We start from the raw sequence: 15,100 nt of genomic DNA on the forward strand, positions 1-15,100 counted from the left end.
AACAGCCAAATGACCATTAAAGACCAAGTGATTGCGCTTAAGCGCGAACGGATTGTGGAAGCGGCAGCGCAGCTCTTCTATGACCGCGGTTACGACAGGACAACGCTTGAGGCTGTTGCTGATCACTGGGTGTAACCAAACCGTTTATATACGGCCACTTCAAGTCCAAGGCAGAACTTCTCGGCGTTATTTGCACATGCGGGGTTAGCGCATCCCTGTCAGCGATTGACAAGATAGCGGCAATGGATTTGTCACCGACCAACAAGCTGTCACTTTTGGGCCGGGATTTTTTGATCGCTGTGCTGAATAACCAGCGCAATATTGCTATACTTACCCGCGAAGAGAAGAATCTTGAGCCTGATGAATTCCTGCGGTTGAGCAACTTGCGGCGTGAATTTGATGCCAAACTGGTCGCATTATTGTGCGAGGGCGTGGCCACTGGGGAATTTAGATTGAAAGACCCCTATGTGGCGGCGCTATCCATTGGCGGATTGGTGAGCTGGGCCTACGTCTGGTACCGCCCGCATGGCAGGCTCTCGCTTGATGCGATTGCCGACGAGGTATCCGCGCTCATCCTGTCGATGGTGGGTGTTACGCGCTAACCTCGAACACGCTTTTTCGGAAACGCAGGCCGAAAACCGAGATGATTGCGAAAAGCAGGCAAATGATACTCCCACCCAAGGCATAATCATATGACCCAAACATATCTCGCGATCGACCGATCAGGAACGGGCTAAGCCCAAAACCCAGGGAATACATGCTGTAAAACCAGCCATAAATCGCCCCAAAGGCTTTCTGTCCGAACAACCGCGATGTCATGTAAGCCAGCAAATCAAGCTCTGCGCCTAGCAACAAACCGATCAACGCCACAGCGAAAATGCCATAACTCAAATCACCTAAACCTAAAATTGCGATACCCGCCATTCCCAAAGCCAGAACAGTTACGGACACAGCGGGTGCTGCAAAGCGATCAAGGCACAAGCCGATCGTTAGTCGGCCAATGGAACTGGCAACGCCAATGACCGATGCCAATTGAGCGGCGGCCTTGGCATCGGCGCCCAAATCCTGGAACATGGGTATAAGGTGAACAATCATTCCACCTACTCCGAGCGCCATCGAAACGGATAATATAGTTGCAAACCAAAATGCTTTGGTCTTGCGAGCTTCGGCCAATGAAAGCCCGGTTTTGGGTCCAGCCGTCGATGCAGCGGCTGTCGCGCGTCGTTCTGCCGGACCAAAACCGAACCAGACAATCGGAGCAGCCAGCATGGCAAACGACCCGATCGTCCAATACCCCGCGCGCCAACCGAATGCGGCGCTGACTTCGGTTACAACGTTGGGAACCCAGAAGCCGGCAAGTCCAGCGCCAGTGAGAGCGATTCCTAGGGCGAGGCCGCGCCGCTTGTCAAATGCGGCGGTAATAGGCCTTACAAGTACTATCGGCGTCGACCCTACACCAAGCATGGCGATGAAAAAATAGGCCAGCCAAAAGCTATAAAGGTTAGTGACCAGCATCGTCATGGCAATCACTGCGAGGCCATAGCTTAGCAAGCTCAAAGCTCCGACCCTGGCGGCACCATATTTATCGCAGAGTTTTCCTACAATTGGCCCGAACAGAAAAACGCCGAACGTCAGGACCGAGACCGCAAGTGAGATGCTTCCCCGGTCCCAGCCAAATTCGACGTTCAATGGTCCGATAAACGATCCCAGACTGTAGATCATGACCGCATTCATACTGGTGGTTAGGCCAAGGACGGCGCTTAAAACGAGTAATTTGTGACCTGAGAATTCTTTCCACCCACTTGCGTAGATTGGTGCCGCTGTTGGACTCATTTAACGTCTCCAAATGGCATTCCTATTACGGGCATCATTCCAATTATGACCGTCGACTTCTCGTTGAAGCTCACATATCTCGACATCCGCAACGAACCTAAAATGCGCAAAAATTCTAACATTCGATTTGCATTCCCGACTAAGGACATTCCCTCGAATGCCAGCATAGAAGGAGCATTGACAGGCGCAAGATCGCTTACTTCGCTTCTATCGCATGGTTCCTTTTCGATCGTGACGTTACTCCAAATACACGACCCTAGAATTTGACTTGCAACTGAAGGGCAACCTCCCGGCCGCGCGAAACCACACCACGTTGCTCGCCAATAGTAAGTGGTACGCCAGTTCCACCCGTTCGGTCGGCGGCGTAAATCAGATAGTATTTGTTGGTGAGATTGCGGCCAACTAACCTTATCGCATAGCGGTCGTCTGCTTCACTAAGGCTAAGGCTCGCATTGAAACGCCAGAAATCGTTTTGGAATGTCGACGGCGCCATGGTTTCCGCTGCGAAGTAACTGCCACTATAAAATGCGTCACCTGTCAGCTCCGCTATATGATTGCCGACAGGAGCGGAGAGGGTGAAGCCGGTATTGCCTGCCCAGTCGGGCGAACGAGCCGGTGCTCGACCAGTGAAATCCTGCTGTAACGTCAGCGCCGTAGCATTCACAAAGGTGCACGGTGTAGGCGGTGTCGCCGTTGCCCGAACTGTGCCAGCAGGGAAGGCATAACCAAAACACTGACCCAAAAACTTATTAAAGCGCGCATTTACATGAGCAATCGCAGCGCGAATGCTCAGGTTGTCGTTGACCTGAAAGTTACCATCAATTTCGAAGCCGCGCTGCTTGACCGAACTTGCATTATTGATGGTGAACGCAAAACGGACGGGATCGAACGTATTTACCTGAAGGTTGCTGAACTTAAAGTTGAACAAAGCTGCGTTGAGGCGGAGCCTGTTGTTTAAGAACACCCCTTTCGCACCAACTTCAAAGCCACGTGCCTTTTCTGCCTCAAAGTCCGCGTCACCAATCCGCGTTGTTAGCAGTAATGGGCTGGTCAGGCCAAAGCCACCGGATTTGTAACCGGTTTTATAGGCCGCGAAGATCGTTTTGGTCGATGAGGGACGATAGGACAATGTCAATTCGGGTGAGAAATTATTGTCCTTGTACGTGCCGGTCAAAAAGCCGGGTATGGTTTCGCCGGGATATAATGTGGTCAAGGTATTAAAGGCACCTATCCCATAGGTGTTTTGTTTGCTGAATTTCTTTGTTTCGCGCGTGAAGCGAAGCCCGCCGGCCAATTCCAGCTCGTCAGTTATATCGAACAAGGCCTGACCGAAAACCGAGAGCGTGCTGCCTTTCTGAGAATTCTTGTCGGCATAGGAGACATAACGATTTGCCGATGCAACATAATTTGCGTCTGAGAGCTTTACATCGTTTGCATCGTTGAGCTCGCTCTTCTGGTAAAAGCCACCAAGCATGAAGTTAAAGGATCCGTCGAAGTCCGAGGTTAGACGCAATTCCTGGCTGAAGGCCTCATTTCGCTGAATATCGGAAAAAGCCACCTGCGACAGGCTTGTCTGGTCGAGACCGCTAAAGAACACATACTTCGTCGAATTGTAGCCGGAAATAGACGCCAGCGAAACGTTGCCAAGGTTCCAATCAAGGTCAAGCGAACCAGTATACACCGTAAAGTCGCCATAAGGGGTTCCATCGGCAGTCCCCAGCGCGAATGTTTGAGAAATGACCGGCGGGAGGTCGCCAACCGAGGTGCGGCGGTCAATGACGCAATCTGCAGCGGGATCGACCGCGCCGAATGTCCGAGGATTTGGACCAGTGCAAGGTCCGATATTCTGAGTTGCCACACCAGGCCCGTCATCGTGCGATTTAGCGTAGAATAGCTTTAAGCGCGCCGTTAGATTTGGAGAAAGATCGCCCTTAAGCGTTAAGCGGCCAAGAAGTTCCTTGTCGCCTGGGCGGGTGTCGCTTGTGCCCGGCAACTGGCTGGCGCCGATAGGGGCACCCGTTAATGGACGATAAAATGGATTTGCAAGTGGCTGTGCCGTATTCCGCAGCCAGCCGTCAAGATTACGATATTTGACGGCTAATCTGACGCCAAACGTATCACTTAGCGGCACTGAGGCAACACCCTCGAGCGAGTATTCATCGCCGACAAATTCATAGCCAGCGCGCAAAATATACTCCGCATCCTTGCCAGGGTCAGCTGTCTTGATGGATATGACGCCGGCCGGGCTATTTTTACCGAAAAAGAGCGCCTGAGGTCCTTTCAACACTTCAACTTGCTGAATATCGAAAAAACCGAGTTGGGCAATTCGCCCATCGCTGGTCTGGACGCCATCGATCGCAACCGATACTGCTTGTTCGAAGCCTGTCTGGTTGGCTGGGGAGCTAATACCGCGGATTGCCAACGATCCACCGCCATTTGATTTATAGGTTCCTATAACAACCGTCGGGGTCAATTCTCCGATGCGCGTCAGATCAGAGGCATTGTTGCGCTCAAGGTCCTTTTCACTCAAGACCGAAACAACAACCGGAACGCTGACGAGTGTCTCTTCGCGTCGGCGTGCAGTAACGACGATGTCATCGGTGGAAGGTGCGAGGGTAGTTGTTGTTTCAGGTGCATCCGACGTTTGGGCAAGCGCGGGGTTGGCAGATCCTAACACCGCACAAAGAATTGCGCCTGACAGAATTGCATTATCCTTTTGAACTTTTCTCACAACGCTCTCCCTTAAATTTATGCCAAAACACCGCCGTTATTCTTTTTGGAACTATTAATTACCCATCAGTATCTCGTGTCGCGCATATTTTGTCAACACTAGTATTGACAAAATATGCGCCAATCTAACTGTCAGTTGGATGGACCGCATTGATTTTCGATGGGGTTGAATGATCCTGAGATGTTGTATCAACAGGATATGCGTCGCTACGGCGACGTGACGCGCGTGACTAAGCATGCACGGATACGCCGTGTTCTAGCGCAATCCGTGACCCATTTGTGGATCGGCGATGTTTGCTATCAATTTCCTTCTTTGATCAAAATTGGTCGCACGGATGTCAGCGATGCCATGTTCGGTGATAATGATATCAACATCACTCTGTGCCGACGTTACATAACCACTGGTGAGGTACGGGACGATGCGGCTTATTGTTCCGCGTTCGTTGACAGAAGGTAGAGCCAGAATAGCAAGGCCATTTGCGGATGCATGGGCCGCACGGAAATAGTCTGTTTGTCCGCTTGAAGCCCCGACGTAGCGGTCACCAAGATATTCCGCATTTGCCTGACCACGCAGGTCCACCTCAATGGCCGAATTTATCGCCAGAAATGGGGACCCCGCAATGGGTTGAACAAGGCGCGCGGGAGGCGCAAACCCAAGCAAGCCCTTTGGCGATAGGCTGCTGTAAATGCTGCTGCCAACGGCCAGTGATGCGAGACATGAGTCGGGAGTGGCCTCATCGACAGCACCTGCGGCAACCAGTTCTAGAAACCAGTCCCCAACCATCCCGCACCGAATGCGCAAACCGCGGCGATCAATCAGAGCATGGGCAATAGCTGCAGAGAGTTTACCGATGCCCAGTTGCAGGGTGGCCCCATCAGGCACGAGTCTGGCGACCTCGCGGGCTACTCGTCTCTGCAATTCTCCTGCAGGCTCAGCCGGCAATTCAGGCAGCGGAGTCTCACTATTTAGCGCCATAACTACCTCGCTGCTATGCAGGCGACAGTCACTGCGCGTTGCTGGTATATTGTCATTGACCTCGACGATCACGACCCTGGCATTTTGAGCTGCTTCCCAAACATAATCTACCGCCGGTCCAAGACTGTGATAACCCTCCGCGTCCATTGGAGCGACTTGCAGTAGCACCACATCAATAGGCATTTTGCCCGACGTCAGTGCGGTGCTGAGTTGCGACATGGAGAAGGGAATGACTTGTGCTCGAGAACGTCCGACAAGAGACCCAATTGTACCCAAGCCGCAATAAGTGGAGATACGCAGTGAGGCAGGAATGTCGCCCTTCCATGCAGCGTTAAGCGAATAGCCGCAAAAAACCTCGATCTCGGTAAGCTGACGGGCTACGTCGAACATCTCTGCGACGAGCCCTTGTGGCTCGCCAGTCGCTTGGCCAATCATGATGCGATCGCCGGACCGCAGATGTTCGGAAAGAACGGAGGCGGTCATGTTCAGTTATTCCAAGTCAGATTTTACTTTTAGATGTTCAGGCAGCTGGCCAGCAATGGTCAGGGTCATGCTGGCGGAGCCGCTACTCCCTTTGCCTTCCACATCGGCAGTAATGGAAACGGGTTGGATGCGGTGCCAGTGCACTTTTTCAGTACCATCCGGCAAAATTACTTTAGCCGGGTGCGAGACATCCCAAACGTCCGATTCAAGGTGATTATCGCCGCGCCATGCCCCGAGACCGCGGCCATCATTATAGCCACCACTGTAGCCTAGGCCTTGCATTGCGATGGACGGACCTAGCGCTACCACATCCAAATTCAGTGTCTGACCATTTTGCAAAGTCGCCACCACCCCGGCTCGACGGAAACGTCTGGTGCCCTCGTGTAGCTCAACTTCAAGCGCAATATCGGTTACATGGTGGGATATATGGGTCTCACGCTCTGTTATGACGCCGGTTGTATAAGGCAAATCATCGCCCCGTCCGGAAAATAAGAGGCTTCCGCTCATCGTTGAAGTCGAAAAGAATAGGAACGCCATAACATGGCCCTTTTCCGACAAGGGCACCTTCGGACCCGTCACCGGCTCGGGCACGCCCATGCCACGCCTGACGCCCCAGCTATGGTCGCGGCAAGACCACCAATTGTCGATATCAATGCGCTTGCCATCAACTTCTAAAAAGCCTGATGCAGTGCCGATTTGGTCAAAACGGCGATAATCCTCCACTGTCCGGCCATGTAATCGCGTATAGTGTGGATCTTCCTCATGCGCCGGTTCCACGCACTCCCATTGAATATGGCCATGCAGCGCGCCGTCATTTGGTTCGACCATAATATCAAAAGATTTGAGCGCTTCTATTGGTGTGATTCGCAATGGTCCGCAGACTGTTTCAACACTGCCGTTCAGTGAGCGTGAAACACGAAGATTATGCTGTTTGCCGTCAACGATCATGACCGCGCCGGCATCAAGAACATTCATATTGCGGTAGGCGCCCATGGTGATCTGGATCGCTACACGCCCATCGCCCGAATAGATGGCAAACCAATAACGGTCGAAAAATCGTGGATCGCTTGTCCAAACATGGTCAAACGTCGTCGGCAACTGATGCCATAATGTGTCGTCAAGAGCAGTTAGCATAAGGTCACGTTTCCGGAGTTGATGTGATGATGGCAGGTGCGTTCGGCACATAACGCATGGGCGCACGAGCAGCCCGGTTGATCATATGGATTTCGATAGAACGGCGAATTTCAGGCGTGAGATCCGGGCTGCAGACAGCCTCTGCGAGCAAGGCGCGGAGCAACCTGTTGCGTTCCTCGATGGCTGCGCCATCAGCAACGTCAGGTTCACCTGCTTGTGCCGCTGTGTCAATACGCCCGACAAGATCCGTCTTAACCGCCGGTTGCATCGCCAAGAGCAGACTTAACGTCGCCACATTGTCATCTCGCAGAAATCCGGCAACCTTGGGCAGGGCTACCTTTAACATACGGAGGTTTGCAATCAGATTGTCAAGGATGGTCCGAGCATAGGAGTCCGAAACGCAAGGAGCGACCACCGTCTCCAATATGCGACATGTTCCTTGCAATTGTTCTTCCACCGTTGGTCTCATCGCGCCCCCGACATCATATGAAACATGGGCCGGTATAACCATGATGGGGTTTGAAAAACACGGTTGTAACGTTCCGATACAAATTCATGAACGGCGGTCAGTTGAATTACCGACAGTTTCCAGCAGGAGAACACATTCCACCAAGTGAGAGCAGCGTCGCTGACTTTACGGCCGGTCAGCTTGCTATACGCCGCAACAATTTGCGCGCGCTCCCAATGCCCAGCAATCTGGTGTTCGCTTTTACGCACGGGGTTCGTAATCCACCCCAGATCTTCAAGTGGGTCCCCTAGATGCGCGGTTTCCCAATCGAGCTTTGCAGTGATAACGTTGCCCTCGATCAAAGCGTTGCCGGGCTTGAAATCACCGTGCACCAGCACAATTGCTTCAGCATCCGGCGCGTTATTATCCAACCAGCTCAACACATAATCCAACTCTGGATGCGGTTCGATCTGGACCCGCCGATATTCCGCCTCCCACTGGTGCAGTTCGGTTTTCGCTGGTGACTCTTGGGGCACACCCAGACATTCCCCCAGGCCATGAGTTTGCCAGTCAAATTTCTGCATATTCGCCATAAGTTCGAGGAAATCGTGGGCCAATTTTAACCGTTCGGGCAGTGGACGACTGCCATTTAGGACCATGTAATCGCAACTGCCAGAAACCCGTTCCATTACGACCGACGGCGCGCCCAGAAAGCGACCGTCGGGGTCCATCCAATGAACAACGGGGGCAGCAACCGCGCTGCCATTCAGTGCTTTGAGAACATGAAACTCGCGGGATCGCTCCGTAGTAAGTAAGGTCCCGGCCGCATCTCGCATGAGCATCAATGGGTATGCATGGGTACCGCGCACGTCTGTCCAAGAGGCATCAAACGACCAGTTCTCGCGCGAGAGGCCACCGGCTGCACGGGACAGGCCGGCAAAGGTGATCTCGCGTGCGGACGGAACCGCGTCACACATTAACGCCTTCAATCCTTCAACGACCTGCTGGGCGGGTGGGCTCATCACTGCCATCTTCAGAAAATAGCCATGGGGGTGATTGGACTGCCCGTGCCGCCGACAAGCGGGAGTGCAGCTGCTACGAACAGGAATTCAGTAACACCGCTTGCTGCCAGCTCAGCCAGGACGACGCCCTCAAGAAGGGAAATACCATAATCGCGGATGAGACGTTGATGGACAGGAAAGATCGTGGCTTCGGGAAATGGCATGGCCTCAATCGCGAAATTATCTGCTCCGACCAACGCGACCCCGGACGTTGCGAGCCAGAGAGCTGCTTCCACATCAATGCCCGGCTCATTATTGAAGTCAACGTTGCGCGGGAGCTTGCCTGCTTGATTTTCGAGCCAACCAGTGCGGATCAAAATCGCATCTCCCTTTTGCAAGGTCGTACCGGATGCTGCTGCCAGGGACGCGAGTTCGACGGCACCAATTGACTCTCCGTCGGCAAGAGGGCCGCCTCGTCCCTTTGCTACATCAAGAAGCACACCGCGCGTTACAATCGGCGGTAGCTTCTCTATTCCACATTTTTTCGCGCCATGAGTGCTATTTATCTCTGTGCTTGCAAAACCATTATATAGCTCATCATCACACCAAGCATGGCACAAAGCATCGATATGCGTGCCAATATGGACGGGCATCACCACGGTATCTTCTGCGAATTGAAACCCACCCTTGGCCTTTGCCCCTCCAGCATAATCACCGCCGTCGCGGTCCATGAAATGCTGCAAGCCACCCCGGTGTCCCGGCACCGGCGTTTTCTTGGATAACGGTTGCGCGAGTGACAACACGCGCCCCTGTTTAACCAGCACGGTCGCTTTCAAGACTTCGGTTGCAGTAATCAGGTTTGCTGCTCCGACCTCGTCAGCGTCACCCCAAAGTCCCCAAGCTTCATGCGCCATCGCTTGTCTCCATTGCGCCTACGAGTTTGGCAGCTTCCGACTTTAACGACTGGCGCATCAGCTTACCGGTCGTGGTGCAAGGCAGGCTTTCACGAATCTCGATCCGATCGGGTAGTTTATAGCTTGATACAATTTTTCGGCAGTGCGCGATCAGCGCATCTTCTGAGAGCGAAGAGCCCGTTGCCAGAACGATAAAGGCAATGATCGTCTCTCCCCGTTTACTGTCCGGCACACCAACGACCGCGGCTTCGGCAACGTCCGCATGCTGCATCAGAACATCTTCAACCTCGGTCGGTGAAACGTTAATACCAGCGCGCTTGATCATTTCCGAATTACGGCCAAGAAAGACGATCTCCCCTTCTGCGGTCAGCGTTCCGATATCGCCGGTGCGATACCAACCGTCTTTCGTGAAAATTTGCGCATTGTGGATGGCGCTTTGTCCACCATAGCCACGCATTATATAACCCCTAACCTCTATGAGCCCGGCCGAGCCGCGCATCACGGGCTTTCCAGATTCGACATCAATAAAGCGGATATGCACCCCCGGCAAAGGTGGTCCCTGACTGGCAGACCGCCGTTCCAGTGGCCAGTCATGCGGCGTAACGCAGCAGTTGCCATATGTTTCACTTGATCCGTAAATGTTGCAAATTTGCGCTGCCCCAAGGATGCTCGCGGCGTTGATCACGTCTTGCGGATTGCCAATGGTTAACCCGGTACGCAGGCTACGGGTACGTTCCGAGTTAAAATCATCATGTCCAATCAGTGCGCTCGTCATGCCAGGCAGGGTATAAATTGCCGTGCATTGGTGCGTCTCAATGATCGAAAGTGCCGCACCTGGTTCGAACCGTTCCTGCAATACGAGCGTCGCGCCATGGGTAAAGGTCGCCGGCAGGGCATTCGCGGCCCCGTAGGCCCAGAACAATGGAACCGACGCTAAGACGCGGTCGCTCGGGACGAGGCCTTGCCGCTCCCCAATATTGAAACCGTTTTCAATTAGTCCATAATGCGCAAGCCGAACCGCCTTGGGTTTGCTGGTTGAACCGGAGGTATATAGAATAAGGCAATCGTCGGTAGCGCTTGGTCCATCGCCTGGCGGCAGATCAATCTGTGCACTTGCGAATATTGATTCATAGCACAGCCATTCTTCATCCGGAGCGGTGCCATTGACCATGACGAGCATCCGCAAGTTCGGAAGGCGAGGACGGAGTTCGCTCAGATTGGTAACGAAATTTTCCTTGCCCACTGATGCGACCGAAAAAAGTATCTCAACATCCGCATCGGCAAGGATGAACTCCAATTCGGCTTGGGTGGACCAAGTGCTGATAGGCACCAGCACCGCGCCCGCAGCCAGTGCGCCAAAGCAGATTTCGATCCATTCGGTTCGGTTGCTGGCGAGCAAGCCGACCCGGTCGCCGCGCTTCACACCTCGCGCGCGCAGGCCCGAAGCAAGCTCTGCGGCACGGCGTGCCAGTTCAGCGTAGCTTGTTACTCGGCCGTCCGAAATTACAGCTGCACAATCTCCATGTCGCAGCGCTTGCTCACAGAGGAGGTCTGGCAGAGTGCGGCTGAACGGCGCGCCCATGTCAGGCGGTTTTGCTTTGGATGAAGCCCCGATAGCCCTCTGCGGCAACCTCATCGCAAATTCGGGTATAGACCCCCAACCCACCAACATAAGGAAGCATTACTCGCGGCTTTCCCGGGATGTTAGCACCCATATACCAACTGTCGGCGTGTACATGGAGTGTCCCGTTGGCGACTTCGCGGACATGTTCGACCCACTCATCTTCAGCCTGCTGGTCCGCTTCGATCAATTGCAATTCTTCGCGCGCCATGTGTATCAGGCAATTGCCCACCCATTCTACATGTTGTTCAATCGACATGACTACATTGGTCAAAATGGACGGACTGCCGGGACCGGTCAGCGTAAAAAGATTGGGAAAGCCAGCCACCATGATTCCCAGATATGTCTTTGGCCCGTCGCTCCACTTGTCCTTCAGCGACTTGCCAGCGCGTCCCCGGATGTCGATCCGAGTTAGCGCGCCGGTGACTGCGTCATAGCCGGTGGCGAAAACAATGCTATCAACCGGATAGAAGTCGTCGGTCGTTTCAATGCCTTCCTTGGTTATTCGCTGTATAGGCGTCGCGCGCGCATCGACTAGCGCAACATTAGCGCGGTTGAACGTCGCATAATAATCGGTGTCGACGCAAATGCGCTTGGTACCTATCGCGTGATCAGTTGGCGTCAGTTTCGCTGCGACATCCTGATCTTGAACGATTTCCCCGATCTTCGTCCGCACATAATCGGCAGCCAGATCATTTGCTGCCTTGCTCTTGAACAGGTCATTAAAGGCATGCGTGAAATTGGCGCCACCGTGTGACCATCGAGCATCAAATTCGCCTTGCCGTTCTTCGTTGCTCACTTCTAACGCGCTGCGCTGGCTGTACTGGTATAATGCCCCGGATTTTGATGCTTTGGCGGTTGCGCGATGATGCGCGGCCTGTCGTTTCCAGTTTTCCTGTTCTGCGTTTGATAGCGGATAGTTCCAAGCGGGTATGCTGAAATTGGGCGTCCGCTGAAAAACCGTAAGATGTGCAGCTTGTTGGGCAACCATAGGAGTAACCTGAATGCCTGACGACCCGGTACCGATCACTGCTACACGTTGTCCGGTAAAATCAACCGGATCGTGCGGCCATTGACCGGTGTGATACCAGGTGCCGCCAAAGTCGTCCAAGCCTTCGAAATCCGGCTTACGAGATGCGGACAGCGCGCCTGACGCCATGATGCAGTAACATGCAGTGACTGTAGTACCGTCCTCGGTTTTAACCCGCCAGATACCTGTTTCTTCGTCAAAATGCGCTGCGGTCACGCGGGTATCGAATTGAATGTCGCGCCGCAAATCGAAACGGTCTGCAACATGTTCGATATATTTCAGTATCTCAGGCTGCGCAGGATAGCGTTCGGTCCAAACCCATTCCTGCTGAAGTTGCTCATCAAACGAGTAGGAATATTCCATGCTGTATACATCGCAGCGCGCGCCGGGATAGCGGTTCCAAAACCATGTTCCGCCAACATCGCTGCCTGTCTCGAAAACACGGGCTGACAAGCCAATCTCGCGCAGTTTGTGGAGCATATAGAGTCCGGCGAAACCAGCGCCGACGACAATTGCATCATAATCCGTTTGTGGCTTTGCAGGCGAATGAGGTGACATCAGCGGCAGGCTCTCCAATCTTTTAGCATCGCACGTGGGCTATAAATTTACGCTCGACAGCACTCAAATCAACACTTATGTTGAAAGCATATGATACCGAAAAGATATTTGCAATACTAACGAGTATGATTGCGAAAATATGGTCGAATTTGTAGGCAAGATTGCGTTAGTCACTGGTGCCGGAGCGGGCATTGGCCGTGCAATTGCGCTGCGGTTGGCAAGCGGTGGGGCCGATGTGGGTGTGTTTGATGTCGATGCTAACGCTGCGGAGGAGGTGGCTGAAGCTGTGCGCGACCTCGGGCGCAGGACATGTGTTGTTATCGGCGACGTCGCGCAGCGGGAAGCTGCAAGGGCCGCGGTTGCTGTGGTCGCCGCTGAACTTGGTGGGATCGATGTTATGGTGAATAACGCTGGAATATTGCGCACCGCATCGTTTCTGGACGTCAGCGAAAGTGACTGGCATTCGACTTTTGCAACAAATCTCGACGGAGTGTTTCATTTCAGTCAGGCTGTGTTGCCGGGAATGATAGAACGCAGGGCGGGTTGCATCATCAATATGTCCTCATGGACCGGCAAAAAAGGTGTGCCCAATCATGCTGCTTATGGTGCGACTAAGGCCGCGATCATTAATCTTACCCAAAGCCTTGCTGGTGAATTCGGTGTATCAGGCATCCGTGTTAACGCTGTCTGCCCTGGTATCATTGTTGATACCAACATGCGCGCTGAAGCGGAGGAATTGAACCGTGTTCAAAACTTGCCCGATGTAGCTGCGCGCGTGAAAAGCGTCCCGTTACGCCGTGCCGGCTACCCTTCTGAAATAGCGGAAGTTGTGGCCTTTCTGGCTTCTGACAGCGCCGCATATATGACGGGCCAGGCGATAAACATCACGGGTGGCCACTGGATGAATTGAGGATTACGCAAATGATATTGATCAGTGCAACGCCAAGTCCCTTTGCGCGCAAAGTACGCATGGCATTGATTGAAAAGGGCATAGCCTTCACTCTTCAGAACGAAGTGCCTTGGCATGCCGATACCCAGACTCCGCGCTATAATCCGCTGGAGCAGCTACCGATATTGATCCCCGATGACGGCGATCCCGTCTTTGAGTCGACCTTCTTGATGGACTGGCTTGAACATAAATATCCGGAGCCATCGATGCTTCCAGCCGATCCAGAGCGCGTGCTGGAGGCCAAGCTGATCCACACGATTGCAGAAGGAGTCGCTGACGCCACGGTACTTCTGTTCTGGGAAATGCAACGCGAACATATCAGCACCGAATGGGCCCAACGGCAACTTAGGAAGGTTAAAGGCGGTCTCACCGACCTCAACCGCCGCGTTGGCGACCGCGTATTTTTTGTTGATGACCGATTTGGTTTGGCCGACATCGCCGTGATTGCACTGCTCGGTATGCAAGACATAGTGATTAATACCGGCATGATCACCGCTTGGCAAAACTTCGCACCTGACATGGACGATTGGAATGTGCTGTATCCAAATTTAGAGCGGTTCGACGCACATCACCGCGACCGGCCATCTGTGAAGCAAACTGCCCCATTTATGTTTGATTTGGCCGAGAAGATTGTTTGAGGGGGTTAATCCTCAAATATTGCCACCGCTCGCGTCCAGCCTGCTGACGCAGCCCGTATCTTCATCGGAAAACAGGCAATGGTAAATCCTGTGGGCGGCAATACCTCTAGATTATGTAGCTTTTCGAGATGACAGTACCCTATATCGCGCCCAGCTTTATGACCTTCCCAAATCAAATCCGCATTGCCAGTTGATTCATACGCTTCGCGCGTATGGACAAACGGCGCGTCCCAGCTCCAGCCGTCGGTTCCCGTCAACCGGACGCCGCGTTCAAGAAGGTACATAGTCGCTTCGTAACCCATCCCGCAGCCAGATGTGACATAATTATCCTGTCCGTAACGCTTACCCGCAGCCGTGTTCACGACGACAATTTCAAGTGGGGAAACCGTGTGACCAATCCGCGTGAGTTCTGCCTCTACATCAGCAGCGGTCACGACATAGCCGTCTGCGAATTTCGTAAAATCAAGCTTCACCCCAGGCTGAAAGCACCAATCGAGTGGCACTTCGTCAATCGTTATCGCACGCTCGCCCTTGTTCATCGTTGAAGCGAAGTGATAGGGGGCATCCAGATGCGTGCCGTTATGCGTTATCAACTCAACCTTCTCGATGGCCCAAGCCTCACCGTCCGGCAAATCTTGGGCCTTTAGGCCGGGGAAAAAGTTAATCAGGGAAGGGATCGACGTATTGTGGTCGATATATTCGATCTTCGGCTGATATGGCGGCGGGTCTGAGATTACGTCATTTTCGAGATAGATGGAAAGATCAACGATTGTCCGCGCCATGCA

14 protein-coding genes are annotated in these 15,100 nt (G+C 53.3%); 4 read left to right on the top strand and 10 right to left on the bottom strand.

What is annotated here, in order from left to right; translation table 11 throughout:
* The first annotated feature begins 9 nt into the window (after window positions 1-9).
* Together Q0O33_RS06660 and Q0O33_RS06665 are read left to right on the top strand one after the other, a co-directional pair.
* Complete coding sequence (locus tag Q0O33_RS06660; RefSeq protein ID WP_295497529.1) at window positions 10-135, top strand: TetR family transcriptional regulator; 126 nt, start codon at window positions 10-12, stop codon at window positions 133-135.
* A gap of 107 nt (window positions 136-242) precedes the next feature.
* Window positions 243-602 carry a hypothetical protein gene (locus tag Q0O33_RS06665; RefSeq protein WP_295497531.1) on the top strand — a complete coding sequence of 120 codons (360 nt, stop codon included), beginning with the start codon at window positions 243-245 and terminating at the stop codon, window positions 600-602.
* Here the strand turns inward: Q0O33_RS06665 and Q0O33_RS06670 are convergent.
* The 9 genes from Q0O33_RS06670 to Q0O33_RS06710 form a co-directional block, all read right to left on the bottom strand.
* On the bottom strand, window positions 592-1,833 hold the full coding sequence (locus Q0O33_RS06670) for an MFS transporter (RefSeq protein WP_295497533.1): 1,242 nt from the start codon (window positions 1,831-1,833) through the stop codon (window positions 592-594). The two genes, Q0O33_RS06665 and Q0O33_RS06670, sit on opposite strands and share 11 nt — an antisense overlap.
* 256 nt (window positions 1,834-2,089) lie before the next feature.
* A complete protein-coding gene (locus Q0O33_RS06675; protein ID WP_295497535.1) occupies window positions 2,090-4,564 on the bottom strand; it encodes a TonB-dependent receptor in 2,475 nt (824 codons plus the stop codon).
* A 255-nt stretch (window positions 4,565-4,819) separates the two neighbouring features.
* The gene (locus Q0O33_RS06680; RefSeq protein WP_295497537.1) at window positions 4,820-6,022 is read right to left on the bottom strand and encodes an acetyl-CoA hydrolase/transferase C-terminal domain-containing protein; all 1,203 of its coding nucleotides are present in this window, start codon (window positions 6,020-6,022) and stop codon (window positions 4,820-4,822) included.
* A gap of 6 nt (window positions 6,023-6,028) precedes the next feature.
* A complete protein-coding gene (locus Q0O33_RS06685) occupies window positions 6,029-7,156 on the bottom strand; it encodes a hypothetical protein (RefSeq protein ID WP_295497539.1) in 1,128 nt (375 codons plus the stop codon).
* Between the two features lie 4 nt (window positions 7,157-7,160).
* Window positions 7,161-7,502, bottom strand: coding sequence for a hypothetical protein (locus Q0O33_RS06690; protein WP_295497541.1), 342 nt, complete (start codon window positions 7,500-7,502; stop codon window positions 7,161-7,163).
* Window positions 7,503-7,621: 119 nt separating this feature from the next.
* Window positions 7,622-8,626 carry a phosphotransferase family protein gene (locus Q0O33_RS06695; protein WP_295497543.1) on the bottom strand — a complete coding sequence of 335 codons (1,005 nt, stop codon included), beginning with the start codon at window positions 8,624-8,626 and terminating at the stop codon, window positions 7,622-7,624.
* A gap of 11 nt (window positions 8,627-8,637) precedes the next feature.
* Complete coding sequence (locus tag Q0O33_RS06700; protein ID WP_295497545.1) at window positions 8,638-9,519, bottom strand: cyclase family protein; 882 nt, start codon at window positions 9,517-9,519, stop codon at window positions 8,638-8,640.
* Window positions 9,509-11,101: a class I adenylate-forming enzyme family protein gene (locus Q0O33_RS06705; RefSeq protein WP_295497548.1), complete on the bottom strand. Its 1,593-nt coding sequence runs from the start codon at window positions 11,099-11,101 to the stop codon at window positions 9,509-9,511. The genes Q0O33_RS06700 and Q0O33_RS06705 overlap by 11 nt, the downstream gene beginning before the upstream one ends.
* Window position 11,102: 1 nt before the next feature.
* A complete protein-coding gene (locus Q0O33_RS06710; RefSeq protein WP_295497550.1) occupies window positions 11,103-12,728 on the bottom strand; it encodes an NAD(P)/FAD-dependent oxidoreductase in 1,626 nt (541 codons plus the stop codon).
* Between the two features lie 139 nt (window positions 12,729-12,867).
* On the opposite strand from Q0O33_RS06710, the gene Q0O33_RS06715 reads away from it, so the two are divergent.
* Both Q0O33_RS06715 and Q0O33_RS06720 read left to right on the top strand, forming a co-directional pair.
* Window positions 12,868-13,638 (top strand): SDR family NAD(P)-dependent oxidoreductase, encoded by a 771-nt coding sequence (locus tag Q0O33_RS06715; protein WP_295497552.1) that lies wholly within the window; start codon window positions 12,868-12,870, stop codon window positions 13,636-13,638.
* A gap of 11 nt (window positions 13,639-13,649) precedes the next feature.
* The gene (locus tag Q0O33_RS06720) at window positions 13,650-14,315 is read left to right on the top strand and encodes a glutathione S-transferase N-terminal domain-containing protein (RefSeq protein WP_295497554.1); all 666 of its coding nucleotides are present in this window, start codon (window positions 13,650-13,652) and stop codon (window positions 14,313-14,315) included.
* Between the two features lie 5 nt (window positions 14,316-14,320).
* Here the strand turns inward: Q0O33_RS06720 and Q0O33_RS06725 are convergent, their stop codons facing one another.
* A complete protein-coding gene (locus Q0O33_RS06725) occupies window positions 14,321-15,097 on the bottom strand; it encodes a cyclase family protein (protein WP_295497556.1) in 777 nt (258 codons plus the stop codon).
* Window positions 15,098-15,100: the final 3 nt, after the last annotated feature.

The organism is Sphingorhabdus sp. EL138, assembly GCF_945862485.1.
Taxonomy (GTDB): Bacteria; Pseudomonadota; Alphaproteobacteria; order Sphingomonadales; family Sphingomonadaceae; genus Sphingorhabdus_B.